Genomic DNA, 26,105 nt, shown 5'->3' with positions numbered 1-26,105 from the left:
TACTTTGCGGGGACCCCGAAACATGTAAACTCTGATAGTATGAGAAAGCGAGGTGTTCTCCTTGACGACCACAGTCCTAGATATCAAGAAAGACGCTTACAGCGGAGGGGAGGCGGCAAACCGCAGACCGTTCTCACATATTCTGTATTATCTGTTCATGATCTTCATTTCCTGCTTCTATTTCTATCCGATCCTCTGGCTTATTCTCTCCTCATTCCGTGAGAACCGGGAAATATTCTCCGCCCCGTTCGCGCTGCCGGAACAGGTTAATCTGCAGAACTGGTCCAAAGCTTGGACTGTCGGCAATATGAGCACTTATGCCGGCAACAGCGTAATCGTCACCTCGGCTACCGTAGCAGGCATTCTGCTCTTCGCCAGCCTTGCAGCCTTTGCCTTCAGTAAGCTGCGCTTCCGCGGCAGCGGCTTCCTGATGCTGATGTTCGTATTCGGACTGTTCATGCCGCTGCAATCCTTTTTCATTGCCCAGAGCTATATTTTCGAGCAGCTGAATTTGAAGGATTCCTATATGGGGTTAATTCTTCCTTATATAGGAACAGGACATCCGCTGGCTATCTTTCTGCTCAAGGCGTACTTGGACTCCGTACCAAAAGAACTGCTGGAAGCTGCCCGCATGGACGGCTGTAATGACTGGGTGATGTACAGCAGAATTATCCTTCCGCTGCTTGTTCCAAACATGGCTACCGTGGGGATCTTCTCGGCGCTGAATGCATGGAATGAGCTGCTGCTGGCCATGCTGTACATCCAGAATGATGCACTGAAGACCATCCCGGTCGGCCTGCTGGCCTTCTCCAGCCGATATATGACCGACTATAAGCTGCTTTTCTCCGCACTGGCGATTATTACGCTCCCGATGATTGTCGTATACCTCTTCTTCCACCGCTATATCGTTGCCGGCCTGACAGAGGGAGCACTGAAGTAGCTGCTTCCCGGCAATATGCCTGTTAGAACAGCAAATAGCCCCTTCCAGCAGACGTAGCCGGAATCATGACATTATCATGAGTTTCCAAGTACGCTCTGCCCGAAGGGGCTATATTCGTCAATCCTCTATTTAAGCCGGAGTAGCTGCTACTGCCGGTTCTTCAGCTTCTTCATGCACAGTCTTGATCTGAATCATTACTGTACTTGGATCAGTCAGCACTTCAATACCATCCTGGAAAATCAGATCAGATACAAGTAATTGGTCACCGATAGCAAGGCCGCTGATATCCACTTCCATGGAAGTCGGCAGATCGCCCGGCATACAGCGGACTTCTACTTCATAGATTTCTACCTGCAGAACGCCGCCTTCTTTGACCCCTGCAGCTTCGCCTGCAAAATGAATCGTAACTTTACTGTCCATGCTGATGCTCATGTTCACATGCTGAAAATCAATATGCAGCACTTTACCGGACATAGACTGCTTCTGAATGCTCTGAACTACCACCGGAACGGTTGTACCATCAGACAATTTCGCTTGCAGGATTGCACGCGGATTGGTTCTCAGCATTTCCAGCAGTTCCTTCTCACTCACTTCAAGACTAAGAGTATCTTTACCAATTCCGTACAGTACTGCCGGGATGCGGCCTTGCTTTCTTGCCACATTCAGGTTGGACTTTGTGTCAGACGTACGATTGCTTAGTTGAATAAATTTACTCATTGCTTAATTCCCGCTCTCTTCGACCATAAATTCTTGTCACCTTAAGTTTAACATGACCATAGAATCTAGTCAAACCTGCAGATATCAGACTTCATATTCAATAAAAGGATCGGGGATCTCAATTCTGTAGGCTTCCGCATCGCTGACGCCTACAGACAGTACCGCCCGGCCGTCCTTACCGCGCACCAGCCCGCCGCTGAAGATAACATCCTGCAGCTCGGGGCGTTTGCCCGGACCGATGGGGAAATCGCTTCTGGCGGCAATGATTTTGATCGGGGTAGTTTCGAAGGTGCCCGGATTAAGCGAGAAGACCATAGCGTAATAATGCTTCTGCCCCATACGGTCGAAGCAGGCGATATGCCCGAGCACACCGATATGGCCGTTGCTCAGCAGAGTGGCCTCATTGGCTCCACCCCACTCCTCCTGCACGAACTGGTTATGCAGAATCTCCGCTTCCAGGAAGGTCTGTTCATTCAGCTCATCCAGTGAATCAATAATGGTGAAGCCAATCTGTCCTCTGCCGCCCCGGTCTCCCTGCGGTCTGGTCAATACGCCGATTCTTCCGTCCTGAAGCTCGATCAGCCGGATATCCTTCATCGTGCCCGGCCCCGAGGAGAAATGGCGCATGGAATCAATCCGGTACCCCCGGTAGAACTGAGTGACCCACGAAACGATTCTCTGCGGGTTATCCCCGGCCGTGATCACTTCAACTCCGCCGACAATCAGCTCACCCTTAATGCGGGTCACGCAAGGGTCCTGCAGATTATAGGTATGGGTGTGCTCCCGGGGAATCCAGACGCCATCCTCCCGGAATGTAAAAAAGAAGACTTGAGAGAACTCACTATCCCGTTCCTCAACTCTTCCCAAGATGACTTCCTCCCCGTCATGCTGAAACGGAGCCGTTATATTGTATACATCACGTCCGCCCACACCGGAGAAGACCAGCTTCTCCACGTGTACGGTACGGAGATTGGCATAAAAGGTATCCAGCAGTTCGTTACAGGTTGCAATCTTGGCCGGGCTCCTTGTCATTGCCTTCCTCCTCATATTCATGTGCCTTATCTATTGCCCAATCGTTCTCATCTGATTCCATCCGGATCAATTCTCCGGGCTGAATATTGAAGTAAGTACACAGCTTCAGCAGCAGATCCCGGGGGTACTGCACCATCTCGTCTTTGTACATCCGCCGGACGGAATCGAAATGGTAATTAATGTCTTTCGCTAGCTTGCGGATCGATAATTTCGGGTCATGCTTCTCCATAACCTCACTCAATTTGCTGCGTATGACTGGCATCCATACACCTCCTACATCACTATATCTGGAGATTTCAGGGGAGTCAATAAATTGACAAGATTAAATGGTCATGTTATAGTCGGAGCAGGAAATAATTTGCAGATCACAAATTTTATACCACTTATCCCCGGAAAATAAAGTCCTCTTTATTTTCTTTTTTTGTCCCCAAAAGTACGATAATCAATAGGAGGCTCTTATTATGAACCACAGCAACCGCAATAAAAACATTGTTTTCCTGTCCACCAGCCTGCCTAGAGAATGCGGAATTGCTACCTTCACCCAGGATCTGCTGGATGAGTTCACCAAGCTCCAGGGCTTCAACAAACCGCGGATCATCGCTATGAACAACAACGGAAATTACCGGTACACAGACCAGGTCATGCGGGAAATTAACCAGCATCAGCTATCTGATTATATAGATGCCGCCGAAGAAATCAACCAGTCAAACACCGATCTGCTCGTCATTCAGCATGAATTCGGTATCTACGGCGGAGAAAGCGGCGAATATCTGCTGCAGTTCACTGAGCGGCTTCATGTGCCTTATGTGGCGATTTTCCATACTGTATTAACCAACCCCTCGCCGAAACAGCATGAGATTATCACCCGCATAGCTGCAGGAAGCGTAAAGGTTGTCACGATGGCCCAATCCACAGTAGATGATCTCATCTCTGTCTATCATATTAACGCCGCCAAAATTGCTTTTATTCACCACGGTGTGCCTTTTGTCAAAACTTCTACCCGCGCGGAGCTGAAGACCCAGTATAAGTTCGGAGAACGCAAAATCCTCTCCACCTTCGGCTTCCTGAGTCCCGGCAAAGGTATTGAGTATGCTATTGAAGCTATGAGCGGAGTAGTGAAGCAGCATCCGGATGCGCTCTACATCATTTGGGGCAAGACCCATCCGGTCGTCAAACAGGAGACAGGTGAAGTATACCGTCAAAAGCTGACCAGTCTTGTGCATGAATTAGGCCTGGTCAATAATGTGCTGTTCGTCGACAAGCTCCTGACCCAGGAAGAGGTCATTGAGTCCCTGGTGATGTCGGATATCTATATGACCCCTTATCTGGGCAAGGATCAGGCAGTCAGCGGCACACTCGCTTATGGAGTAGGCTATGGCAGAGTAATCATCTCTACGCCTTACCGCTACGCTCAAGAGATGCTGGCCGATGGCCGTGGCCTGCTGGCGGAATTCCGTGACTCGGCTTCGCTGGAAGCCTGCATCCTGGAGCTGCTGGATGATCCGGCCAAAGTTGAGGACATGGAGCAGCGTACCCAGGCGCTTGGCAGTACGATGATGTGGAGTGAGGTTGCAAAAACCTATGCCGCCATCTTTCAGGACAAAATAGCCCTCTCCAAACCGGCTGGCCGGAGTGTGATTTGATGCAGACATCTGCGGTATTGCAGTTCAAAACCGGTTATATGCGCCAGATCACTGATGATACGGGGATTTTCCAGCATACGAAGTTCGGCGTGCCCGATCGTGCCAAAGGCTACACCACTGATGATAATGCGCGGGCTTTGATCGCAGCCGTGTTAATGTATAACAACAGCAGGGATACAGCTGCACTCGATCTGATCCATACGTACCTCTCGTTCGTCCACCATGCACAGAATGAAGAGGGGAACTTCCGGAATTTCATGGACTACAACCGTTCCTTCCTGGAGGAGCGCGGCTCCGAGGATTGCCAGGGACGCACACTCTGGGCGCTGGGCTTCGTGCTCTCCTACTCTTCCATTCTGCCGGATAATCTGCTGAATACCTGCCGGTATCTGATCAACCAGGCGCTGCCGCATATCGGAGGCCTGCGCTCTCCCCGGGCCTTGGGCTATGCCGTCATCGGCCTCAGCTATTTACTTGAGACTCCCGGAGCGCTCACCTACTCCTTCCCTTATCCGCATATACCAAGTACAGAAGAGGAGCTGGCCTTCCTGCCGGAAGCCTTCATTAAAGAGCTTATCGAATCCGTCACTATCCGGCTGCATAACCAGTATAACCTTACCAAAGGGGAAGACTGGTACTGGTATGAAGACAGCCTGACGTACGGGAACTCCATGCTGCCTTGGGCACTGCTTAAGGCTTTCACGATTACCGGCAATCCGGCGCTTCGTGTAACAGCCAAAGAAAGTCTCGATTTCCTGATCTCCCGGACCTTCGCACCGGAAGGCTATTACAGACCTGTCGGCAGCCACGGCTGGCTGCTGCGCGGCGGTACGCCTGCACTCTATGACGAACAGCCGATTGAAGCCTGTGAAATGCTGCTCGCCTGCCGGGAGGCTGCCGTAGTGCTGCAGGACCCGTCTTATCTGCAGCAGGCTGAACTATGCTATGCCTGGTATACAGGGAACAACTCCTTGCAGCTCTCCCTGATCGATCCCCAGACCGGGGCTTGCTACGACGGGATTCACAGCTCGGGGCTGAACCTCAATCAGGGATCGGAGAGCATCATCTCCTTCTCGATTGCCCATCTGGTGACTCATCATGGATAAATTCGCAACCATACTCGCAGGCGGAGGCGGCACCCGCTTCTGGCCGCTGTCCAGACAGGAAATCCCCAAGCAGCTGCTGAACATCAGCGGCAACGATATTATGCTGAACGATACGATTGAACGCTTCAAGGGCATCATCCCGCAGGAGAATACCGTCATTGTAACGAACCGTACCCAGGCGGTACTGCTGGAGAGTATTATGCACAGCAGTGTGCAGAAGAGCAATATTCTGATCGAGCCTGTGGCCCGGAATACCTCAGCAAGCATCCTGTTCGCCGCCTTCTCCATCCAGCAGATGAGTGAAGGGGATTCCTTAATGGTTGTCCTGCCTTCCGATCACTATATTACCGATGAGCCGCAGTTCCGGCTTACGCTGGACGAAGCCTGCACCGTGGCGATGGAGAGTGATGCCATTGTCACGATCGGGATCAAACCTACCTTCCCTTCCACCGGCTACGGCTACATCGCTTATGACAAAGAGCCGATCGCAGTCAATCCGGTTGCCGTATACGATGTAGCTGAATTCGTGGAGAAGCCGGATTTCAAAAAGGCACAGGGATATCTGGCCTCAGGCAATTATCTCTGGAACAGCGGGATTTTCATCTGGAAGACCTCGGTCATTATCGATAACTTCAAGCGGTATCTGCCGCGGCTATATAATACGATGCTGCCGATCAGTGAAGCGCTCGGTACAGATCAGGAGCAGGAGACGATTAACCGGATCTATCCGCTGCTGCAGAATATCTCGATTGACTACGGCATCCTCGAACGTTCTGATGAGGTAGTGGTACTGTCCGGCCAGTTCGGCTGGAATGACATCGGCAGCTGGGATGCGCTTGGTGCCATCTTCCCGCCTGATGATGAAGGCAACATTATCAAGGCCAATCATGTCGGCATCGATACCCGCAACTCCATTATCTATGGCAACGGGCGGCTGATTACCACCATCGGCGTAGACGGCTTCATCATCGCTGACACCGGGGATGCGGTCATGATCTGCCCCAAGGATAAAGCCCAGTCAGTCAAAGACATTGTCGATCTGCTCAAGGAGAAAGGCATGCTGGAATATGTATAGGCTATGACGATTATGTAATAACAAAGGGAGCACTGCTATTACAGCAATGCTCCCTTTGTTAAAATATAAGAATTTCTATGTTTCACATGATAATTTATCCTTCTATTTCTCGCTGAAACGAATGCCGTCCTATCAAGGACGGCGTAGCCGTTTCTGCTTGTGTTCTTATGGTTCTCCTATGCCGAGTCAGTCCTCAGGTCCAGGCCCACAGGAACCCGTCGCGGTCCCAGGCAATCCGGCCGCCGTGCAGCTTGCGGAACGCCTTCTTCACTTCTTTGGACAGCGATGCATTTCCATTCTCATTCACAAAGACAAATTGTTCGCCGAAATTCGCCTTCACATATTCAATCGCTGCGGTCTGGTGCAGGGTTCCTGTAAATTTGATTTCCTTGACCATCCATTCCGCCACTTCCTGTGCGGTTACTTCCATGGGGTAGTGCTCCTTCCTGCTTATCCTGCTTGTAGATTTCCCCATTATAGCATGAATACAACGGCTTCCAACGAATCAGTTCCTGAAACAATCCGGAGTTTATTAGAAACATAATAGAGAGAGCAGCGTCTATATATGGAAACTTATTCTATTTAATTCCAACAAAACAGAAAGGAGATTAATGATGAATCTGTATAAAAGAATACTGCCCGCTTGTCTGCTGCTCCTTCTACTGCTGCAAAGCTTCACCTCGGCCGCCTCAGCCGCTTCCCTTGCCCCGGCAGCTGCGCCAGCCCGTCCGATTAACGTCAATATCAACGGAACTTTTATTGTCACAGACAGCAGCCCCTTTATTGAGTCTGGCAGAATCAAAATATCTGTCCGGACGCTCGCCTCACTCGGACTGACTTATTCCTGGGATACAGCAACCCGCACCGCTACAATCACTAATCCGGCCAAGGATACATTCCGTTTGATCCAGGGACAGCTGACAGCCTACAAAAACGGCCAGCCTGTCCAGTTGGATAGTGAGGCAGGTAATTATAACGGCCGGATGATGGTTCCGGCCCGCTTCGTCAGTGAAGCCTTCGGATATAGTGTGTACTATGAGCGAACGCGCAGCATACTCTTCATTACCAGCAAGGATTATGTCCCGGATACCGCTGCCCTGCTCTCCAGTGACTTGGCAGCAGCCCGTCTCGCAGCCATCTCCCTGCCTATCCAGTACAACTTCACGCCTGTTCCCGCAGCGGAGAGCGGGCAATCACGGAATTATACGTACAGATTTGCCGCAAATGACGCTACGCGCTATGTCTATGAGAACGCGCTTGTCTCAACCGTCGTTGAGATTAAGGACGGAGCCGCCCATGCCGTCTGGCAATACGGCACGAATGGTATTCCCGGCTATGATCTGTACACTACACTGGGAGGACAGCAGCCCGGATATATGGCTGAGATGTCTCATGATCATTTCCGCAATTTTGGCGGAGGCTACCGGGCTTCCTACCAGACAGCAGCGGATGGCTCCTATCAGTCCTTTCCTTATTTTACCCGGAACTACGGTGAGATCATCCAGCCTATCCCTGAATAACTGAGTAGAACCAGACCAGACCACTGTCCATGATTGATGGGCAGTGGTTTGTGTACTGTAAGTCGCCTTAGTGTTATTGCCAAGCCGGGTAAGTCCAGCCTCTACTTTCTCCGCGCAGCCACATTGACCACACCATAGCGGTAGAGTACCTTCTTCCCGAACCAGCCGAACAGCCTGTCGGTGAAGAAGCCCATGAAGCCGAGGCAGAACAGCCCGACGAATATCCAGTCCGTACGGAAGAACAGCCGCGAATTCCAAATCAGATAACCGACACCTTCGTTGGAAGCAATCATTTCTGCCCCGATAATAGCCATGTAGGAGGTTCCCATTGCCAGCCGTACACCGGTGAAGATATATGGAATCGTAGCCGGCACAATCACGTGCAGCAGAATCTGCCATTCATTTGCCCCCATGCTGCGGGCCGAGCGGACCTTATCCTCCTCTACCGACATTACACCGGTCAAGGTGTTCAGCACAACAATGAAGAAGGTAGCGTACATAATCAGGGCAATCTTCGACTGCTCCCCGATGCCGAACCAGACCAGAAAAAGTGTGATGAAGGCAATCGGCGGGATAAAGCGGATGAAATTCAGGAACGGCTCGGCAAATATGCGGATGACGTTTACTTTTCCGATGATCAGCCCTGCCGGAATAGCCAGCAGACTGCCGAGTACCCAGCCGACAAGCACGCGGTAAAAGCTGATACCGATATACTGCATCAAGGTGCCATCTTGGACCAGTTCCCGCCCTCCCTTAAGCGTGGCCCATGGCCCGGGGATGACATCCGGACCATACACCCATGCGCCCAGCTGCCAGATGCAGAGTGCGGCAATCCATAGCAGGGAGACCGAGACCCATTTTTTCTCCACCCATTTCAACATGTACTGCCCCCCGATCCTATTCTTCAAAATGGCTCTGAATTTGATTGTACAGCGAGTAGAACTCCGGCGAGGCCACATCCCGCGGAAACGGCAGCGCATTGTCGTATATATCGGTGATATTGGAGGAAGGCCCCACGGACATGATGCCGATGCGCTCACCCAGCAGCAGTGCTTCCTGAATATCGTGCGTTACGAATATAACTGTCTTATGCGTCTCACGCCATATTTGCACCAGTTCCTTCTGCATCGTCCGCCGGGTCATGGCATCCAGCGCGCCAAAGGGCTCATCCATCAGCAGAATCGCCGGATCATTCGCCAGTACCCGGGCCAGCTGTACCCGCTGCTTCATCCCTCCCGACAATTCCTTCGGGAATTTATCCTCATGCCCGTTCAGCCCGACTAGCGTGATATACCGGTCTGATATCGTCCGGCGCTCTGCCTTGGCCGTCTTCTTCATCCGCAGTCCGAACTCTACATTCTCCCGCACCGTGAGCCAGGGGAACAGGGAAGAGTCTGCCTGCTGAAATACAACCGCCCGGTCCCGGCCCGGCTTATCCACCTCGACGTTGTCCACCCGCAGATTGCCGCCCGATTTGGAGACAAACCCGGCGATCATGTTGAGCAGCGTTGATTTGCCGCAGCCGCTCGGACCGAGCAATACGAAGAACTCACCGCCTTTGATCACCAGGTTCACATCCTTGATAATGTAATGAACGTCCCCGGCCGCAGGCTCGCTGTAGCTCTTGCGCAGCTGCTCGATATGGATGGCATGCTGTTTGGCAGGTAAAGACATGAGGCACCTCCAGAAAGTTAAGTTATTTCGTGTAAGCTAAGCTACTTGGCAAAAGTCACTTTATCCGGCAAAGCCTGCTTCAGCGGGTCCAGACTGAGCTTGCTGTCCAGATCAAAATCCTGTTCAATGATTCCTGTACCGACCATATACTTTTTCTGTCCGGCAAGACTGTCATACGCAGCCTGGGTAAAGCCCACCTTCCACGGATTCGTCGGCAAGTCCTTCAGCGTTGCTTCCTTCGGCTGCTTCAGTTCCTTGAACATCAGATCGGCCACCTCCTCGGGATGCTCCTGGGCATAAGCCGCAGCCTCGTCCACTGCCGCCAGGAATTCGCCAATCCCCTCAGGATTCGCCTGCACAAAAGCATTCCCTGCGACAATCCCCATCCCCAGGCGCACTGGGGTCTTCGACATATCCGTCAGCTCATGTACACCCTCAAGCGCAGCCAGCTTATCCGTCAGCGCTGAACCGCTGAACCAGCCAGCATCCACATCGCCCTGCTTCAGTGCAATGAAGGCTTCGTCGAACGCACCCTGTCCTGTCAGCTTCACGTCGCTTAGCGCAATGCCCTGCTCCTTCAGGTATTCATCCCACAGATACGGCAGAAACGTACCGCGCATGAAGCTTAGGTTCTTGCCTTTCAGATCCGCAGCAGACTTGATCTCGTCCCTTACGTAAAGCTTCCATACTGCCGCTGCCTGATCCGTGGCCTGGCCGGCGGAAGCAATAATGGAATAGTCGCCCTTGGAGACGGCATTGAGCACCGGGAAATCAGCACCGAAGGCCACGTCTACCTGCTTGATGAATAGCGCATTCACTCCCTCAGCCGGAGTACCGAAGTTGATGATTTCTGCATCGATGCCGTGGTTGGCGAAGATGCCTTTATCGACTGCTACCCGGAAGGTAGGATTCGTATTGATGTCGGCAATTCTAATCTTCAGAGTCTTCTGCTGGCCGCCGGCCGTTCCTGTGGAAGCCGCCGCGTCTCCCTTGGAGCTGCAGCCGGACAGAACCAGTACCAGAGATAAGGATAAGAGCAGGAAGGCTGAGCCGTACCATGATTTTTTCAAAACTACGCACCTCTTCGTCTATAAATTTCTATAGCTTATCTTATTATCTAACTGGTTCTCCGGACGCTGCCTTCTTCCGCAGTAGCCACGCAAGCGGCCCCCTCTGTAAACGGAAGTGTGGTCGCTACACTCACTACCGAAGCCGATCCCTTCGGCGCAGCTCCCGGCACTCTGAAGCTGGTCACATCGATGGGCTCGATGGCAATCTCCTGCGGCTTCGCCAGCTGCGGCACCCAGGCATAGGGTACACGGTAGGAACGGTAGACCATATTCGTATTGCGGCGGTCGGTGTAAGGGGAGATATACTCCCAGACCAGCTCATGCTCCGCCGTCACCTCGAACAGGCGACCGTTCGAACCCTCGGTAATCAGCGTGTTGCCGTTCGGGAGCCGCTGCGCCGAGCTGATATACGGACTGTAGAACTTATAGGAATCGGTCGGAACGGAGAACCCGGCCTCCGCCGAGGTATACTGCCACTCGATATCCAGTGTCACCGGATTAATCTCCAGCACACGGGAATGGTCACGCAACGCATTCTTCTGTCCAAAAGGTGAAGAGGGATTCGGCAGCCCATATCCGCCCCAGCCGCCGTTATCGAATACGAGCAGATTGCCTTCGCCCGGCAGTCCCTTCGGAATGATGTGGGCGTGATGCTGGCCGATAATCCAGTCGATATGCTTCACTTCAGGCAGAGAGTAGTCCGGTCCCAGCCGCCAGACGATAGCCCCGCTGCGCTTGTCAGTGATGGCGATGATATTCGCCTCGCGCGCATCCCAGATAATATTGTCCGGGTGGAAACGCTCATCTCCGTTATCATAGAATTTGTTCGGCCCTACGTAGGAAGCGGAGTTGATATGCAGCCAGTCGCCTACGCCGCCGCCCAGATCTCCGAAGGAGCGGGTGTTGGGATCGCGGAAGAGAACATTTCGCGCCGCCTGATCAAATCCAAGCTCCGCGAAATGATCGCTGGCCGCCCACTCCCAGATCACATTGCCTTCCCAGTCCACCTCAATGATCGTGTCATCCAGCAGCTGCTTATCGGAAATCTCAGGATTGTGCAGATTCTTATGCGCTAAGATCAGCGTTGTCCCGCTGTTAGCTGAAGGTTCAAGCCCGGGAGCGTAGTATCCGACCGGATTGCCCTCCCGCTGATAGTCGTGATGCTGGCGGGCGTACCACAGCGGCTCATACCCAGGGTCCTCGATATGCTCGTAGCTGTTGTATCTCCAGACCACATTGCCGTCCCAATCGACCTGAACCAGATCGACATTATCCTGAATGCCGAATTTGGGATCTCTTCTGCCCGTGCTGCCCAGGACGTAGCCGCCCGGGAGGATTTTGGCAGGGAAGCCGATCAGCCCTTGCCACAGATGCACTTCCTTGCCGCTCATATCGATCAGCACGACTCCCTCATCGCCCGCCTGAAATACAGTGTAGCCGCTCCATGCCTTGGACGGGTTATATACCGTCGCCCCTGTCGGATAAATTGTTGAATGTCCCATGATCATCTCTCCTTAAAGTTTTGTTAGGATAAGCTTCATTGATTCACTTCGCAAAACTCGCTTCGGAAGCACACGCTTAAGTTGTGTTAGCGGAAACTTCATTTTCAATAGCTGAGATAGTTCTTCTTCACCTCTGCACGCGGCTTCTGTTCAGGCTCTTGAGGTACGGGAATTTCAGCATTTTGCTGTGCCAGCTTCAGCAGCGTATCCGAGAACCCTTCCAGATTGCCGATGATCCGTTCATAGAAGCGGCTCTGCTGCTCAAGCTCCTCATCCGTAAAGCCCTCGAACAGAAGCGTAATACATCGGGCACCGATGTTGCCGTTGCGCTCCACCATCTCCCGGCCCTTGGCCGTAATATCAAGCAGGACGGTTCTGCGGTCATCTTCCTTGCGTCTGCGCACCGTATATCCGCCTGCCTCCAGCTTGTCACTCAGCGCCGTTATAGCGCCCGAAGTGAAATCGAGCTGCTCTGCCAGATCGCCCAGCCGCTGCTCACCATCACGGATAATCTTTTGCAGAATCAGCATGCCGGGCAAGGAAATCCCCTCCACGCTTACGCGGTCACGTTCCTTGACGAATCTGCGTACCATTTTGCGGAACAGGTGGTCTGCCTCCTCCAGCCGCTCCCACGGGTTATCTTCCACGCTATCTCTCCTCTGCTGTCTATCCAAAGGAACCCAAAAAGGCCCCCGGAAAATCCCCTGTACGGGAATATTTGCGGGAGCCTTTGGTGGTCCAATCAGCTCAAATATGATGGTCGTATTTATTATTTCACTGTTCATTTAATTAGTAGTGAACTATTGCTGCTATCATATACCCCTTAAACCCACCTGTCAAGTATGAATATATTCGATGAATGTTAAAGGGCCTCCGGGGTGCTCTTACGGGCGGATGGAGGGTTCATGGTACTGTAGGCGTATTATTGTTGCATTATTTACAACTTTGGTTCATGGATAGCTGCGTGTCCGGGAGGATTGTTGTATGAAATACAAGAATTATCTTATTCATCTGCTTGGAAGCGAAGAGATGCTGCATTTCCTGCAACAATTTTGGATTTAGGCCGATTTTAGGAGGGGAATATTGTATTTGATGCAGGATTTTAAGGCGCTTACCCGGCAAAAAACGAAAATGATCGATGTTGTCAGCCGGAAAACCTCCGGCCGACCTTCTTGTGCGAAGATTCCAAGTGCTGGCGCCAAGCTGCTGATCCGGAGCATTAAGACAAACTGACCACGTAGGTGAGGAACTGATAGACGTTGTCCTTCAGCACAGTTGCTGTGGCCAGAAGCTTCTTGCCCGAGGGACTCCAGTGCAGCTGGTCAGACACGCGGATATCATTCAGCACCGGCGTCTGCTCTCCGGTCTCCACCTCGGTAATGAACAGGTCTTCCTGGTCATCAGCAGAACCTGCTGCAGTGACTGCATAGGCCAGCTTGCTGCCGTCCGGCGACCAGCTGGTACCGAAGATCTGCTGGCCTGCAGCAAGCTGGGACTGTTCATTGCCTTCACTGTCACAGAGCTTCAGCACCATCTCGCCCGGTCCCTTACGTTCGACAATTGCGAGCGTGCTTCCGTCCGGTGACGGAACAACCCACATTACATTTTTCCCCAACACCTTGGCCTGCTTCGTGTCGATATCGTAAGCGCTCAGCTGGCTGTCTTCACCCGTAATATACAGAATACGGCTGACACTCTGCATGACCTCATGTACATAAGGGATGCCGGTCTTCAGCACTGTCTCCTGCTTGCCGTTCACACCCGTGCTCATGATATTGCCTTCCATATCAGGGTAAATCACATGCTCATTATCCGCCCATCTTCCTTCTTCGTTTCTGAACTCCGCATCACTCATTTTCACAGAAACGCCTGTGGCCAGATCCATAATATAGCCAAGTCCAGTAGCTTCATACAGCTCTTTGTAGAATACATGCGTCTTGTCCGGAGACATTTGCGGTGAACCATAATTCAGCTCCCCCTCCTGCAGCGGAGTTTCATCACCCGTAGAGAGTGTATGCAGATAGAGATTCAGCGGATATCTTTCCTGGCCTTCGATCACCTGCGCAGGGAGATTACGGTTTTCTTTGGTCACAACCATGACGTCCTCACTGACGAAATCCGTGCCCCGCACACCCTCCACCTTATCAATTCCTTCCAGCTTCAACTGGGTATAGACGGATTCGCTAATGTTATCGAGGACCGTAATTTTTTGGCCGGATTTCTCGACCACCTGCCTCGTTTCAGTATTCTCCGCAGCGCAGCCTGTCACGGACAGCAGAACCGCACCACATAGCAGAATTGCCCGCACCTTGCCCTGACTTCTTTTGTTCTCAGCATTCATTAGGCTTCCCTCCAGCTTGTGTTACTCCCAGCATACCGGATGCTTATTTCCAAACCGCATATAGAATGTTTCCAAGTTGTAAACTAAGTCCCCTCAGGACACTAAGGGAAAAGACAGCTCAAACGCTGCCCCCTCGCCTGAGCTTTCCAGCAGCACAATGGTTCCGTTCTGCTTCTCCACCAGGTTACGGACCAACGAGAGTCCAAGCCCCGTGCCTCCCGAGGCTCTCGAGCGGTCACGGTTAACCGTATAGAACGGCTCGAAGATCTTGTCCCGCGACTCTTCAGGAATGCCGATACCGGAATCGCGGATTGTAATCCATACCCGCCCGTCCCTGACCTCGCTCCGTATATGAATGCTTCCCTGCGGAACATTATATTTGATCGCATTGTCGAGCAGATTGATGAAAATATGCATGAAGCTCTCTTTATCGATCCAGATATGCGCCGGCTTGACGTCAAGCGATACCGTAAGGCCATAACGCTCGGCTTTGCCTTTCATCCGGCCGCATATATCCCGCAGCATGCCCTCGACCTCCAGCAGCTCTGCCTGGGATTCGAAATCATATTTCTCCAGCGCGGTCAGCTGCAGCACCTTCTCCACCATCTCATACAGCCGGTCTGTCTCCTTGGCAATGCTGAGCTTGGCATCATGCAGCAGCTCGGGGTCATCGTCATACATGTTCAGCAGATCAACATACGCCTTGATTGAAGTCAGCGGTGTCTTGAACTCATGGCTGATATTCCCGATGTACTGCTTCTGCTGCTGCTCCAGCGCCTGCAGCTTCTCCACAGCGAGCTGCAGCTTGCGCCGCTCCTCGTCCTTCGCGGCAATGCTGCTCTCGATCTCCCGGCTCATGAAGTAGATGCCTTCCGCCAGCTCGCCAAGCTCATCCTTGCGCTTCACAGGCGGAGCCGAGATGTAATCGGCACGGCGGATGTCCTCCGCCGATTTCTTCAAGCGGCCGATCGCTGCCGCAGCGCGGTTGAAGTACAGGTACCCGATGATGAAGCTGAGCCCCAGCACCGCGCCTCCTGTCGTCAGGAACAGATTCAGCAGCGTCTGCTGGAAGCTCCGGGCGTCCTGCAGCGAGTACTGCAGCTGCACCACACCCATCTGCTCCTCCGGCCCCTGCAGCGGAGCCAGATACAGCAGCTTGTCGCCTTCACTCTGATAGGCGACTTTATTATTCAGCGCGTAGTCCAGTGCCGTGCTGACATCCGGCCTGCCCGGCCCCGGCTCACCCTGCGCCGAGGTTCCCACCTGCTGACCCTGGCTGTCGTACAGGGTCACCTCCAGGCCGGTGTACCCGGCCAGCTCGGCGGCCAGCGCCCGGCCCCGCTGCTGCATGAAGGCCTGCGGCGTGAGGCGCACGCCGGTATAGTAAGTCTGCTTCACGCGCAGATTGACGGTTGTAACATGCTGGGCCAGATAGCTCTCCGTCTGCCCCTGCTGATTCCGCTCCACACCGCGCAGCACGAAATAGCTCAGCACGCTGAGCGCAAGAATAAGCAGCAGAGCCAGGAACAGGCTGAACTTCAGCTTGATGCTGACTCTCATGGGTAGCTCCCCGCAGGCACAGCCTTATAGCCGACGCCATAGACGGTCTGCAGGATGTTCTGGTAGGGCTCGCCCAGTTTTTTGCGAAGCCGCTGAATATGGATATCCACCGTACGCGTTCCCCCGGCGTAGTCCATATCCCACACCTGCTCCAGCAGCTCCTCGCGCATATACACCCGCTGCGGGTGGGAGAGCAGCAGCAGCAGCAGATCGAATTCCTTCGGAGTCAGCTCAAGGCTCTCCTCCCCAAGCTCGGCGCTGCGCCGGTCGGGATGCACCCGCAGAATGCCGTATTCGATCAGCTCGCTTTTAACCTCGGCCGTATTCTTCTCCAGCCTGCGCAGCAGTGCCTTGACCCGGGCCAGCAGCTCACGGATCTCGAACGGCTTGGTCATATAATCGTCTGCACCTAGCTCCAGGCCGACAATTTTATCGACAATATCATTTTTGACGGTCAGCAGAATAATTCCGATATCATCACGGTTCTCAAGCTTGCGGCACACATCATACCCGCTCAGCTTCGGCATCATTACATCCAGTACCAGCACGTTCGGGTGGAAGGTGTTCGTCTTGCTCAGCGCTTCCTCCCCGTCACCGGCAGTATCGACCTCATAGCCTTCACGCCGCAGCGCGTAGGCAATCGCACTCACAATGGCCGGTTCATCATCGACGACCAGTATTTTTTTCATAGGAGGTTCATCCTTCCGTTTCCACTTGCTTTGGTAAGGGTAAGTATATTTCTGTGTCCATTCAAGGATAACGCAGATGAAGAAGCAGGATCAAGGAAATGCAGGCTTCGCCGGTATTTACTACTAGAATCACCGTCCGGGCCTGCTGGCAAACACCGGTTAGGCAAATGCTTTTAGAACGAACCAGGGCTTCCAAAACATTTAGGTTATCTTTAAGAAGACTTAAGCTTCATTTCAGTATTGACGGGTAAACTGTACTTAGCTGAAGTTCACTAGCCGCCGCAAACCACTAACCCTGAACGATATAACCAATTATGAAAAGAGGATAACAGATATGAACATAAAACGAATGAATATTAAGCGGGTAATGATTGTCGGAACGATGATTGTAGCCATGTCCTTCGGAGGAACTGCCTGGGGCAAGCCAGCATTACATACCCTTCCCGTTGCCAAATGGTCCACATCTGATGTGGCCGATACCGATGAGCTGCTGGACGCCCTGAACCTGAGCCAGTCCTCCGATGAAGAGCTGTACGACGCCCTATATGACGGCAAATCCCTGCGCACCATTGCAGAAGAGAACGGCGGGAATATCAATAATGTTATCAACCTGCAGGTCAAACAGCTGACCCAGCAGCTGGAAGCAAGACTGGCGGGCGGAAGCATCAATCAGCAGCAATACACCGCACAGAAGGCTGAACTGAGAGAGATCGTGACGCAGAGTGTGCTGACTTCGTTTGGCTGAGTAAGAATCACCTGGCTGACGGGAACTGTCCTCTAATACTTAGCATAACAGAAACGGTACCGCCCTCAGGGCGGTACCGTTTCTGTTATAAATGATGGTTAATATAGCATAGCACGGAACCTTCCGGTCCCGAGGCCTTTCATTACTAGACGGATGATTGTATTAAGGCTGACCGATAGCCGGGCCCTCTACCGCAGGTTTGCCAGGCAGCGCGAGCTGTCCAGCAAGCAGCAGCGGCAGGCATCCTAAAGAAATATACCTAACATGAACCAGCCTAACGTCGAAGCAGGGTCCGTCCATTTGTACAGCATAACCAGGATTCCCACACTGGATATCCGCCCCACACTGAGTGCGCATTCCCGCCATACTACAAGCTCTGTGCTAATTCTGCCGCCTTGATTGAATTGGCTGACATAATTGTAAGTCAGCGTATTAAAAGGTGTATCAAAAACCGGCCTGCTAACTGCATCCATAATTCCGAAGAGCAGTAATGTGCTTGGATTCATCTGAATTGTAATACCAACAATAGACAGGTTGAATAGCGCAGTGCCTGCGGCCATCAATCTGCGATGATGATTTCCCTTCTCCCCAATTCTAATAAAACAAAAAAACGTTAAACGACGATCTGAGCCTTAACCTGCTTGTGATCCTGCCGCCGGTGAAGGGAAAGCCCATCCAAGAGCCAGCGAAGTTCGCGAAAGGAAAGTGCAACCGGCGAGTCGTCAGGGCCCGGCCACTGGAAGCTTCCGCGTTCCAGGCGGCGGTACAGCAGCCAGAAGCCATTATGTTCCCAATAGAGCATTTTGAGTTTGTCGCGCTGATGGTTACAAAATACAAACAGACAGGGCGCGAACGGATCGAGCTGAAATCGCTCCTGAGCCAGGGCGGCCAGGCCGTCGATGGATTTGCGTAGATCCGTGCTGCCGCCGGCTAAATAAACCCTTTCGGGTAGCGTCAACATAAGTGCTCAAGGCCTGAACCACTTGACGAAGCAGTTCAGGAGAAAAACCTGCCTGCACGTCAAGAGAGGCCGGACCGATATGAAGAGTCAAGGCGGAAGGCGAGGATCGCGGAGAAACGGTCACCGGAATAAAGGAAGGGGAGGAAGAGCGAGGCTGGCTGGAATCGATTTTGCGAAGCCAATATTTCAATTGATGTAGGGTCAAGCCCTGTGCTTCGCACCAGGCAGACATGGTGAGGCCACTGGCTCGATAGTCCCTGATGCGTGCTGTCCACTCATACTGGCGTTGTTCGGCATTGGTCATCTGGCAGATCTCCTTGATTTAAGATATGCCTATGATCTCATGACTGGCATAGGTTTCACAGGTGGGCTAGGTTCGACGCTTACCAGAATTCCGGCAGATGTTGCGGCGCAAGCAGGGTTAGCGGATGTTTTTACCGGGGCATATAAAAAAGACGGCCTTACTCCAACGAAACGCTGGGTTAAGACCGTTCTTTTCATGGTGCCGGAATAGCAGGAAGTATTGAAGAGCCCTCACCTTGACATCATGATAGGGATCAATAACAGATTATTCTTTTATGCGTTCAAATATGAGCTCCAGCGTAGATGCTTGTCCACCAGCCAGTAAAGGCATAGGAACAATACTATGCAGTTTCCACCCATCCGCTGCATAACGGTCAATCACTACCTTGAAGTCCTCCTTTACTTTACCGCTCATTATTCCTACAGAAATTGACACATAATTATATTCGTACTTGTCCATCCTTTATTCCCCCTCCGTCTTAGTATTTTTCTTTACAAGAGCCTTGTTTACAAGAATCTGTCCATAACCATATTGATCATCCCGGCCCGGATCACCAAGGTCGACAACACTTTTCTCCAGAAGATTAAGAATTTTATCTGATTTTGGAAATTTATGATGCTTGTCATAATAGTTAGAAATTAGCAATGCTGCTGTAGCTGATACCTGCGGAGCGGCCAAACTTGTTCCATATGAAAGAGAGTAACCTTGTGGAATATTTAATATGCTGTCCAGTGGTGTATTCGGCAATTGGCCGGGAAATGCGGTTAACATCAGATCCGTTACATTAATCTCTCCGGCCGTATCGAAGTTATCCCCAAAATAACCGCCATATGCAACATAATCAATATACGGTCCATAATTAGAATAGGGAGCCAATCTGTTGCTCTTTGTTACCGCCCCCACACTAATCACATTCTCAAGCATACTGGGAACATGTATCTCATTAGAAGCATTGTCATAATCTGCATTGGAACCGCGGTTTCCGGCCGATGCAACAACAATCACCTGATTTTTATCTGCATAATCAATCGCACGTTGATAAGCTTCTTGCAGGATATATCCTGCTTCGTCCAACTGAATGTAACTTCCGGCACTGATATTAATTACTTGATTTTTGTCATTGGTTGCCTGTACTACAGCACTGAGAAGATCAAAGCTGTTTCCTCCATTGTTATTCATAATTTTATATGGAACAATACTGATCTCCGGAGCCAGCAGATTCATTATCCCTGCAACTTGAGTACCATGCCCGTTTTGATCCTGAACGTTATTGTTGCCGTCTACATAATTCCAGCTATTTGCTGTAACAATTGTTTGTCCAAAATTCTCATTTGACAGATCCACACCGCTATCCAGAAGAGCTATCTTAACCTCGGGGTTACCCTCCTGGATTTTATATGTTTCATAATTGTTAGTCTGCGATTCCGCATACCACAGATATTCATTCAGTTCTTCTATCCCGTGTAAATCCCAGGAAATTTTGTTATGGAACAGCTTGGCTTCTGATGATTCTATAGGCTCTTTATACCAGGAAGCATCTACAGCAGCCGAGATATCCTGTAAACAGCTATTCAGTTGGCCGATATTTCCCTTTAATTGCAAGAAACCAATCTCCTGAATTTTTTTGACATTTATCTGGTTTTTAATAAGTATAGAGTCAATCTTCTTTATTTGCTTTGGTTTATCCAGTAGTACATATACAGTCTCTGTCAGGCCCTCTTGCTCATCGGCGGCGTATGCCAATTTTATAGGATTTAGCAAAGAGCATATAAGCAGTAAGCATAATATAAGGGCTGCTTGGTTCTTACATGTTCTCAAATTGCACTTCCCCTTTCTTCAAATGGAAGATATGCACTTTCTTGAAATTTATCATAAAATTCTTTGTAAAATTCACTTGTTTTAAGCAGTTCCTGATGCGTACCACGGGCCACAATTCCCCCGTCCTCCATCACTATAATAAGGTCTGAGTCCATTATAGTGGTGAGCTTGTGTGCGATGACGATCCGGGTACATTGTAGCTTCCTGAGAAAAAGATCAATACGTTTTTCATTCTGATGATCCAATGAACTAGTGGCTTCATCCAACAACATGAGAGACGGTTTATTAAGCAACGCCCTTGCCAAGGCAATCCGCTGCCGTTGTCCTCCAGAAATATTCATTCCGAGTTCTGAAATCATTGTATTAAAACCCATGGGCATCCGGACAATATCCTCATATATTTCCGACATTTTGGTAACATCTTCAATATTTTCCATGCTGACATTCTCATTGTATACGGCAATATTATCTTTAATGCTCCTATTAAACAGCGAAGCATCCTGCGGTACAACACCAATCTGCTTGCGTAGAGCGCTTAAATTCAGTTCACGGATATCTTTTCTATCAAAGAGAATAGATCCCTCCGAAGGCATATACAAGCCAAGAATCAGTTTAGCTAGTGTACTCTTACCAGCCCCGGATTGCCCGACAATTGCTATTTTCTGTCCCGAAGAAATATCCAGATTGATATCTTTTACCACCAGCTCACTGTGCTCACTGTAGCGGAATGATACATTCTGCAAGAGAATATTCCCCTGAAAATCTTCAATAATCTCTTTATCATCGTCTGTATGCTCGAGCGGCTCATCCAATACATCCTGCACACGCTCAAGATACGCTCCAGTAAGTAAAAATGCATTGATCGTTTGCACAATAGAGCTGCTCATCCCGAAGAAATTATTTGAAAGCGAATAAAACGCGATTAATTCACCTAACGAAAGCTGCTTGTTGAAAACCTGTGTAGCTCCAATCCATAACACCAGCAGCGGCGAGATCATTTGAAGAGTCCCTGAAATAGAAGCAATCAAATTCATGAATCCTTCCTTATTCCTGTAGGCATGAATCAGTTGATCAAGGAACGAGGACCAACGGCTATACGTTTCCTTCTCGATGCCCGCTGTTTTGATTCCAAAAATGCCGTATAAAAACTCTGTCTGATAGCTCTGGAGCTGGGATGTCTTTTGAATTTCGTTCTGATTGACCTCTTTCAGCCGGCGCTTTGTAAGAATCAATACCAGTAAATTTAACAGTGATAGGCCTATCACTGTTAATGTAAGAATTAGAGACTTGTTGAGCATATAAATTGTAATAAACGTAATTGCACTGATATCAAGGAGACCAAGTACGAGCCGCGAAGAAAGCATTTCTCTGATAACTCGGAGACTACTGGAGCGAAATAATAAATCACCGAACGATCTTAACTGAAAGAACTGATACGGAAGCTGCAGGATGTGGGAAAAGAAGTGCTGCATCATCCTTTTATCGAGCATATTATTGAGGACTATAATGAATTTCCCCCGGAAAAATTGAACACTCCCCTGTACAATTGTCAATAGAATGACGCTCAGCATAAATACGGACAACAATTGAACTTTATTAGCCGTAATAATATTGTCAATCAGATACTGGACCAAGATGGGCATGCCCAGAGTTCCTAGCTGATAGATAATAGCCATCACGAGGACAAGAGCCACATTTTTGGGTATCTCCATTAAATAATTAAGAAACTTACCCCATACCGATGCTTTTTTCTGCGGAACTACCTGCTCTGTTGGTATCATTTCCAATACGACGGAGTTATAGCTCTTCTGAAATTGTTCAAAGGACATCGTACATCTGCCCACGGCCGGGTCAATAATTTTCACACTGTTCTTGCCTATTTTATCGACAACTACATAATGATTTTCTTCCCAGTGGACAATTACTGGTAATTGCAGCCCAACGAGCTGGTGCAATTCAGCCCGGAATACCTTGGCTTCAAAGCCTAACCGCGTGGCCATACTTCGCATTGTATACATTGTGACACCATCGCGGCCTATACCTGCCATGTTACGCAATTCCCTCAGAGTCTTGTGTACCTTGTATTTTCCGGCCACCATAGAAATACAGCATACGCCACACTCCGTCTGTAGCATTTGCTCCACAAACGGTGTCTTCATCATGAACATATAACTTCCTCATATTTCGGAATATCTAATGAGAGAATCGATGGGATCTTGGGATCAAGAAATCTGAGCAAGCCTAAGCCAATTCCGCTGAGCCCGGTAAATAAACCAAGCGACTCAATATCAGGGTGCATTCCCGTTTGCCAAAGCTGTCCGGGTATCCGGTTGAACTGTGCCACGTTCTCTGTATCGACAGGTTCCCGCCCTGAAACCAGACTTCGAACATCCATAATTATGTTGCGGTTACCTACTTCACCATGACACATAGAGTGTCCGATAGGTCCGCTTTGTTCTTCTAGTACATCTTCCATTAAACGATCAATAAGCAGAAGCTCAGTCGGTACATCGGGCAGCAAAGATCCAATATGAGCCCGAGCCAACAAGATGCCATAAGAACCATGACACCAGTAATTGGATGCTAATGCGTGCTTATTCTCCCGCAAATCCAACCATTTCCGGCTGGCTTCTACATAAAATTCGTTCTCTATGCGTAGTAATTCTATAACTGTCTGCTCAATTGCATGTGACGAAAGCACACTCTGGACATGCGCCAAGGAAAAGACAATCCCGCTAAGACCATGGGCAAACCCGGCAGAACGCATGCTATCCTCTTGAAGGACTGTATTTCCCAGTTCCGACAGGAACTGATCTGTCAGACTCTGAAGCACTCTCTTAACTTCATCATTTGGATAGGCTTGATAAAGGTTAGTTAACACCTTAAGCAAGCCGGCATGTCCTCTGATAATATCAATATCTTTTTCTAACGGAAGAAGCTTTTCGATGGCGGGTAATGTATTGACAGCCCGCTCAAGCAGTGTGGCATCCCCCCACAAACAGCCTAGGTATGAATACAGATATACAAAAGTGCCAATACCAAAAAAGGCAGAAGTTGAATCCATATTGGCAAGCCAGTATGGTTCGTCATTTATCAACTCGTTCAAAATAGATCTTGCTGCTTTCTCATACTCCGCCGAGCCCAAGGTAACCCCCAACTGCGCGTAAAAAATTGCCAAGCCTCCTAATCCGTCATACACACCCGGCGGAAGCGGTGACAGATAGATAGCATCTTCATCACCAACATTGGTGCTAATCCAAACCGGCCCTCTGCCTTTTTCATCATACAATGCAGTAGACAATATTCCGTCGGCTATAGCTTGGACCTCTTCTTCCAGCGAAACAGACATGAGCTTTTGGGCCGGTTGCTCCAGATTCCCCTTCCATACATTGTCGATCAGCGTTGCCATTGAAAGAGAGATGTACCTCTCTTGCTTTAGACAATCGGCTTTAGAGAAGGAACGGATACGGGCCTTGACTAAGGCTATACTGCTTTCATTGTAGAAATTTTCAAACTCTTCACCTGCTGCATTATAAAGGTTCCTGTTGCCTGCGCGGAAAGTAAAATAAGGAACATCATGATTCACTAAATCATTAATCTCAGAACTTACAAATAAATGAGCACGATCGGACCATTCAGTAAGAGACCACATGTAGTCAAATAAACCCTCTCGGTCAATCCCTCTTTGCAAATATTTGGGATGTATGCTGGCATCCAGAAATTTACCGTACACATTGGTCGGTCTGAAGACATGCCGTATTTCATCATTACTAAAGATATCCATCAAAGACTCAAATTCATTCTTGTGCATTTCAATAGAATGATAGGTATCACGGAACCCTTCAAGCAAATATTGTTTATAGCTAAAAATATCAATTTCATGGCCATTAATGGCTGGAACATTAAGCTTATTCTGTGTTAACAATTCCTTTTCAGCAAAAAACATCGCATCTGTGCCAAAGTTAGTTATACCATAGCCCTTATTCTTCTTGGATTTCTGCCCTCCCCTCCCTGCAATGCCACTTAAATCATAGTCGAGCATCTGATCATGCTTAAATTTGATAGGCAGCATCAATGAGGACAGCACAGAATTCTTCAGCTCCAGCACGGTAACATGAAGTTCATTCTGGCTTTTAAATAAATCAAGGTGATTGTCAAACAACGTTTCCAAATCAATTAGAATGGGATACTCGCCAGAAGCGATTAAATTCTCATTATGAAAGTCGACCGAACGAAAAGCATAAAGCAATGCTACATTCATCCCTTGTCTGTAAAAAAACCGCTGAACCTGTGCTTCGTCAGTACAATCGTTGTAGGGAATAAACTCCTGCCATCCATATTTCTTGCGATCCAGCACCTTGGCTGTACGTAAAGGGTATTTCACACCGCTGTTATTCAGCCAGTTCACAACCTCAGTGAAATGAGCATCAACCATGAGTGAACGCGGCTTATAGACCAATTTACCCGCAGATGTCTCAATGATCTCAACACTGCTTCCTTTCTTGTGAGAATCCCCCAGATCCCCTTCGACTCCAATCAGGCAAGGCGTATGAAAACCAAATATAGCTTCAATGATTGCATAGTCTTGTATAAAACGGTTTACAAGCAATTTATGTATATCTATTAATTGAACGATACGCTCACAAAGAATTCTGCCCAGTACCGGATAGACCTCAAAAATTTCAGCAAAGTTTCTAGGATCGCCGAAATACTGTTCTACAAAATAAATATACCTGTCCTCTCCGGTGTTACCCTCCAACCTTCCTTCAAGTCTTGCTATATTCAGCTCCGCAATCAACATCTTAGTTGACAGCTTATCAATCTCGCCATGGATGATGGCAATAACACTGCTCATGTATTGATGGGTATCGATCTTATTCTCCATTAGAGGGGTTAATTGGGATAAGGCTTCAAAAAACACTTCAAACTCATGCTGAACGTACAAAATAAATGGAGTGAAATACGTAATAAAGGATTTATGGGGAAGCTCATATTTTATATCCGAGACAGCTTTTGGATCAAAGGCTGTAACTTCTTGAATAATCCGGACCCAATCCGGTGAATGGTTCTCCAGCAGTTCCTCATAATGATAAATTCCATATTCATAGTCTTGTTTGGTCATTTGGAGAGCACATAATTTATTGTTCAAGGCCTTGTCAGAGATGGTGTAATCAATTTCTTCTCCCCCATTGTCAAGTTGTCCTTTATGAAATGGAGTTAGTTCATGCAGGTATGCACTTTGCTTAAACGCGGTTTGAAGCTCAATCATCATAATTACCCCTTACTCATGAATTAATAAGAAGGCTGCCATAAAGACTAGCTTTACAGCAGCCGCGTTGCACATTCAATTGAGTTCATTATGTCCACAAGTTGACAGATTGACGATTACTCCAACTCTCACCTGCAGT

23 protein-coding genes are annotated in these 26,105 nt (G+C 49.6%); 6 read left to right on the top strand and 17 right to left on the bottom strand.

The annotated features are described in order from the left end of the window. Positions 1-61 precede the first annotated feature (61 nt). Positions 62-940, top strand: a complete 879-nt coding sequence (locus NSU01_RS01745) for a carbohydrate ABC transporter permease (protein WP_218639442.1) — start codon at positions 62-64, stop codon at positions 938-940. 129 nt (positions 941-1,069) lie between these two features. Here NSU01_RS01745 and NSU01_RS01740 read toward each other — a convergent pair whose 3' ends face one another. The 3 genes from NSU01_RS01740 to NSU01_RS01730 form a co-directional block, all read right to left on the bottom strand. Then, positions 1,070-1,657: a 50S ribosomal protein L25 gene (locus NSU01_RS01740; protein WP_042132942.1), complete on the bottom strand. Its 588-nt coding sequence runs from the start codon at positions 1,655-1,657 to the stop codon at positions 1,070-1,072. An 84-nt stretch (positions 1,658-1,741) separates the two neighbouring features. Then, positions 1,742-2,689, bottom strand: a complete 948-nt coding sequence (locus NSU01_RS01735) for a DUF1861 family protein (protein ID WP_042132938.1) — start codon at positions 2,687-2,689, stop codon at positions 1,742-1,744. Then, a complete protein-coding gene (locus NSU01_RS01730) occupies positions 2,655-2,951 on the bottom strand; it encodes a helix-turn-helix transcriptional regulator (RefSeq protein ID WP_042132936.1) in 297 nt (98 codons plus the stop codon). Before NSU01_RS01730 ends, NSU01_RS01735 begins: the two co-directional genes overlap by 35 nt. 199 nt (positions 2,952-3,150) lie before the next feature. Here NSU01_RS01730 and NSU01_RS01725 point away from each other — a divergent pair, with 199 nt between their 5' ends. Genes NSU01_RS01725 through NSU01_RS01715 form a run of 3 tightly spaced genes read left to right on the top strand, consistent with a single transcriptional unit; the run spans position 3,151 to position 6,513 of the window. Continuing rightward, complete coding sequence (locus NSU01_RS01725) at positions 3,151-4,332, top strand: glycosyltransferase family 4 protein (RefSeq protein ID WP_042132935.1); 1,182 nt, start codon at positions 3,151-3,153, stop codon at positions 4,330-4,332. Further along, positions 4,332-5,438 carry a glycosyltransferase gene (locus NSU01_RS01720; protein ID WP_076243507.1) on the top strand — a complete coding sequence of 369 codons (1,107 nt, stop codon included), beginning with the start codon at positions 4,332-4,334 and terminating at the stop codon, positions 5,436-5,438. Before NSU01_RS01725 ends, NSU01_RS01720 begins: the two co-directional genes overlap by 1 nt. Continuing rightward, entirely contained in the window at positions 5,431-6,513 is a 1,083-nt protein-coding gene (locus NSU01_RS01715) for a mannose-1-phosphate guanylyltransferase (RefSeq protein ID WP_042132931.1), read from the top strand. The genes NSU01_RS01720 and NSU01_RS01715 overlap by 8 nt, the downstream gene beginning before the upstream one ends. 193 nt (positions 6,514-6,706) lie before the next feature. On the opposite strand, the gene NSU01_RS01710 is transcribed toward NSU01_RS01715, so the two are convergent. After that, entirely contained in the window at positions 6,707-6,943 is a 237-nt protein-coding gene (locus NSU01_RS01710; RefSeq protein ID WP_039300082.1) for a hypothetical protein, read from the bottom strand. A gap of 181 nt (positions 6,944-7,124) precedes the next feature. On the opposite strand from NSU01_RS01710, the gene NSU01_RS01705 reads away from it, so the two are divergent. Then, positions 7,125-8,033, top strand: coding sequence for a copper amine oxidase N-terminal domain-containing protein (locus NSU01_RS01705; RefSeq protein WP_083705464.1), 909 nt, complete (start codon positions 7,125-7,127; stop codon positions 8,031-8,033). A gap of 101 nt (positions 8,034-8,134) precedes the next feature. Here the strand turns inward: NSU01_RS01705 and NSU01_RS01700 are convergent, their stop codons facing one another. The 8 genes from NSU01_RS01700 to NSU01_RS01665 form a co-directional block, all read right to left on the bottom strand. Further along, complete coding sequence (locus NSU01_RS01700) at positions 8,135-8,914, bottom strand: ABC transporter permease (RefSeq protein WP_076243506.1); 780 nt, start codon at positions 8,912-8,914, stop codon at positions 8,135-8,137. Between the two features lie 16 nt (positions 8,915-8,930). Continuing rightward, positions 8,931-9,707 (bottom strand): ABC transporter ATP-binding protein, encoded by a 777-nt coding sequence (locus NSU01_RS01695; RefSeq protein WP_042132928.1) that lies wholly within the window; start codon positions 9,705-9,707, stop codon positions 8,931-8,933. Between the two features lie 41 nt (positions 9,708-9,748). Beyond that, a complete protein-coding gene (locus tag NSU01_RS01690) occupies positions 9,749-10,777 on the bottom strand; it encodes an ABC transporter substrate-binding protein (RefSeq protein WP_076243505.1) in 1,029 nt (342 codons plus the stop codon). A gap of 47 nt (positions 10,778-10,824) precedes the next feature. After that, complete coding sequence (locus tag NSU01_RS01685) at positions 10,825-12,279, bottom strand: aryl-sulfate sulfotransferase (RefSeq protein ID WP_076243504.1); 1,455 nt, start codon at positions 12,277-12,279, stop codon at positions 10,825-10,827. A 104-nt stretch (positions 12,280-12,383) separates the two neighbouring features. Beyond that, on the bottom strand, positions 12,384-12,926 hold the full coding sequence (locus tag NSU01_RS01680) for a MarR family transcriptional regulator (protein WP_039300070.1): 543 nt from the start codon (positions 12,924-12,926) through the stop codon (positions 12,384-12,386). Between the two features lie 572 nt (positions 12,927-13,498). Beyond that, positions 13,499-14,620, bottom strand: coding sequence for a PD40 domain-containing protein (locus NSU01_RS01675; RefSeq protein ID WP_076243503.1), 1,122 nt, complete (start codon positions 14,618-14,620; stop codon positions 13,499-13,501). A gap of 93 nt (positions 14,621-14,713) precedes the next feature. Next, positions 14,714-16,180, bottom strand: a complete 1,467-nt coding sequence (locus tag NSU01_RS01670) for a HAMP domain-containing sensor histidine kinase (protein ID WP_076243502.1) — start codon at positions 16,178-16,180, stop codon at positions 14,714-14,716. After that, positions 16,177-16,869, bottom strand: a complete 693-nt coding sequence (locus tag NSU01_RS01665; RefSeq protein ID WP_042132918.1) for a response regulator transcription factor — start codon at positions 16,867-16,869, stop codon at positions 16,177-16,179. Before NSU01_RS01665 ends, NSU01_RS01670 begins: the two co-directional genes overlap by 4 nt. A gap of 334 nt (positions 16,870-17,203) precedes the next feature. Between NSU01_RS01665 and NSU01_RS01660 the strand changes: the two genes are divergently transcribed. After that, positions 17,204-17,614, top strand: coding sequence for a hypothetical protein (locus NSU01_RS01660; protein ID WP_231575269.1), 411 nt, complete (start codon positions 17,204-17,206; stop codon positions 17,612-17,614). A 613-nt stretch (positions 17,615-18,227) separates the two neighbouring features. On the opposite strand, the gene tnpB is transcribed toward NSU01_RS01660, so the two are convergent. From tnpB to NSU01_RS01635, 5 genes are all read right to left on the bottom strand, one after another. After that, a complete protein-coding gene (gene tnpB / locus NSU01_RS01655) occupies positions 18,228-18,575 on the bottom strand; it encodes an IS66 family insertion sequence element accessory protein TnpB (RefSeq protein ID WP_076243501.1) in 348 nt (115 codons plus the stop codon). A 568-nt stretch (positions 18,576-19,143) separates the two neighbouring features. Continuing rightward, a complete protein-coding gene (locus NSU01_RS01650; protein ID WP_042132911.1) occupies positions 19,144-19,338 on the bottom strand; it encodes a DUF4177 domain-containing protein in 195 nt (64 codons plus the stop codon). Positions 19,339-19,341: 3 nt separating this feature from the next. Then, complete coding sequence (locus NSU01_RS01645; protein WP_081969794.1) at positions 19,342-20,697, bottom strand: S8 family serine peptidase; 1,356 nt, start codon at positions 20,695-20,697, stop codon at positions 19,342-19,344. Beyond that, positions 20,694-22,859, bottom strand: coding sequence for a peptidase domain-containing ABC transporter (locus NSU01_RS01640; RefSeq protein ID WP_256703814.1), 2,166 nt, complete (start codon positions 22,857-22,859; stop codon positions 20,694-20,696). Before NSU01_RS01640 ends, NSU01_RS01645 begins: the two co-directional genes overlap by 4 nt. Then, entirely contained in the window at positions 22,856-25,969 is a 3,114-nt protein-coding gene (locus tag NSU01_RS01635; RefSeq protein WP_081969793.1) for a type 2 lanthipeptide synthetase LanM family protein, read from the bottom strand. The genes NSU01_RS01640 and NSU01_RS01635 overlap by 4 nt, the downstream gene beginning before the upstream one ends. Positions 25,970-26,105: the final 136 nt, after the last annotated feature.

Source organism: Paenibacillus sp. FSL H8-0259, assembly GCF_037963255.1.
Taxonomy (GTDB): Bacteria; Bacillota; Bacilli; order Paenibacillales; family Paenibacillaceae; genus Paenibacillus_AQ; species Paenibacillus_AQ phytohabitans.
The sequence above is the reverse complement of the archived record's forward strand: the minus strand, read 5'-3'. Positions and strand labels throughout refer to the sequence as shown.

What these genes read in the sequence shown, in the direction of transcription:
- NSU01_RS01740 (WP_042132942.1), bottom strand. Translation starts at nt 1,657, where the DNA reads ATGAGTAAATTTATTCAACTAAGCAATCGTACGTCTGACACAAAGTCC.
- NSU01_RS01735 (WP_042132938.1), bottom strand. Translation starts at nt 2,689, where the DNA reads ATGACAAGGAGCCCGGCCAAGATTGCAACCTGTAACGAACTGCTGGAT.
- NSU01_RS01730 (WP_042132936.1), bottom strand. Translation starts at nt 2,951, where the DNA reads ATGCCAGTCATACGCAGCAAATTGAGTGAGGTTATGGAGAAGCATGAC.
- NSU01_RS01725 (WP_042132935.1), top strand. Translation starts at nt 3,151, where the DNA reads ATGAACCACAGCAACCGCAATAAAAACATTGTTTTCCTGTCCACCAGC.
- NSU01_RS01720 (WP_076243507.1), top strand. Translation starts at nt 4,332, where the DNA reads ATGCAGACATCTGCGGTATTGCAGTTCAAAACCGGTTATATGCGCCAG.
- NSU01_RS01715 (WP_042132931.1), top strand. Translation starts at nt 5,431, where the DNA reads ATGGATAAATTCGCAACCATACTCGCAGGCGGAGGCGGCACCCGCTTC.
- NSU01_RS01710 (WP_039300082.1), bottom strand. Translation starts at nt 6,943, where the DNA reads ATGGAAGTAACCGCACAGGAAGTGGCGGAATGGATGGTCAAGGAAATC.
- NSU01_RS01705 (WP_083705464.1), top strand. Translation starts at nt 7,125, where the DNA reads ATGATGAATCTGTATAAAAGAATACTGCCCGCTTGTCTGCTGCTCCTT.
- NSU01_RS01700 (WP_076243506.1), bottom strand. Translation starts at nt 8,914, where the DNA reads ATGTTGAAATGGGTGGAGAAAAAATGGGTCTCGGTCTCCCTGCTATGG.
- NSU01_RS01695 (WP_042132928.1), bottom strand. Translation starts at nt 9,707, where the DNA reads ATGTCTTTACCTGCCAAACAGCATGCCATCCATATCGAGCAGCTGCGC.
- NSU01_RS01685 (WP_076243504.1), bottom strand. Translation starts at nt 12,279, where the DNA reads ATGGGACATTCAACAATTTATCCGACAGGGGCGACGGTATATAACCCG.
- NSU01_RS01675 (WP_076243503.1), bottom strand. Translation starts at nt 14,620, where the DNA reads ATGAATGCTGAGAACAAAAGAAGTCAGGGCAAGGTGCGGGCAATTCTG.
- NSU01_RS01670 (WP_076243502.1), bottom strand. Translation starts at nt 16,180, where the DNA reads ATGAGAGTCAGCATCAAGCTGAAGTTCAGCCTGTTCCTGGCTCTGCTG.
- NSU01_RS01665 (WP_042132918.1), bottom strand. Translation starts at nt 16,869, where the DNA reads ATGAAAAAAATACTGGTCGTCGATGATGAACCGGCCATTGTGAGTGCG.
- NSU01_RS01660 (WP_231575269.1), top strand. Translation starts at nt 17,204, where the DNA reads ATGAACATAAAACGAATGAATATTAAGCGGGTAATGATTGTCGGAACG.
- tnpB (WP_076243501.1), bottom strand. Translation starts at nt 18,575, where the DNA reads ATGTTGACGCTACCCGAAAGGGTTTATTTAGCCGGCGGCAGCACGGAT.
- NSU01_RS01650 (WP_042132911.1), bottom strand. Translation starts at nt 19,338, where the DNA reads ATGGACAAGTACGAATATAATTATGTGTCAATTTCTGTAGGAATAATG.
- NSU01_RS01640 (WP_256703814.1), bottom strand. Translation starts at nt 22,859, where the DNA reads ATGATGAAGACACCGTTTGTGGAGCAAATGCTACAGACGGAGTGTGGC.
- NSU01_RS01635 (WP_081969793.1), bottom strand. Translation starts at nt 25,969, where the DNA reads ATGATGATTGAGCTTCAAACCGCGTTTAAGCAAAGTGCATACCTGCAT.